Here is a 343-nt window from a genome sequence, read left to right on the forward strand (position 1 = left end):
ATCCTGCACGACCCACCATTTCCTCCCAAGGAAATAAAAATATGGGGCTATAGCTCAGCTGGGAGAGCGCCTGCCTTGCACGCAGGAGGTCTGCGGTTCGATCCCGCATAGCTCCACCATTCCTTCCATAAGAATGGCTTTTATTTTCACTTTTAAAAAGTGAAGACAAAAGGAAACTTTATGGGCGATTAGCTCAGTTGGGAGAGCACCTGCCTTACAAGCAGGGGGTCACTGGTTCGAGCCCGGTATCGCCCACCATCTTTAAGCATTCTCGTAAGAGAGTATTTAAAAATGGTTTTGAAAGTTTAATGCTTTAAAACTCTTGCTCTTTAACAATTTGGAA

General features: G+C 44.9%; 2 tRNA genes. Both read left to right on the plus strand.

What is annotated here, in order from left to right:
- Positions 1-43: 43 nt before the first annotated feature.
- Positions 44-119 (plus strand) — tRNA-Ala (locus tag BCV39_RS19905).
- A 63-nt stretch (positions 120-182) separates the two neighbouring features.
- Positions 183-258 (plus strand) — tRNA-Val (locus BCV39_RS19910).
- Positions 259-343 lie beyond the last annotated feature (85 nt).

The sequence above is a fragment of the Vibrio sp. 10N.286.55.E10 genome (assembly GCF_002872555.1).
Taxonomy (GTDB): domain Bacteria; phylum Pseudomonadota; class Gammaproteobacteria; order Enterobacterales; family Vibrionaceae; genus Vibrio; species Vibrio crassostreae.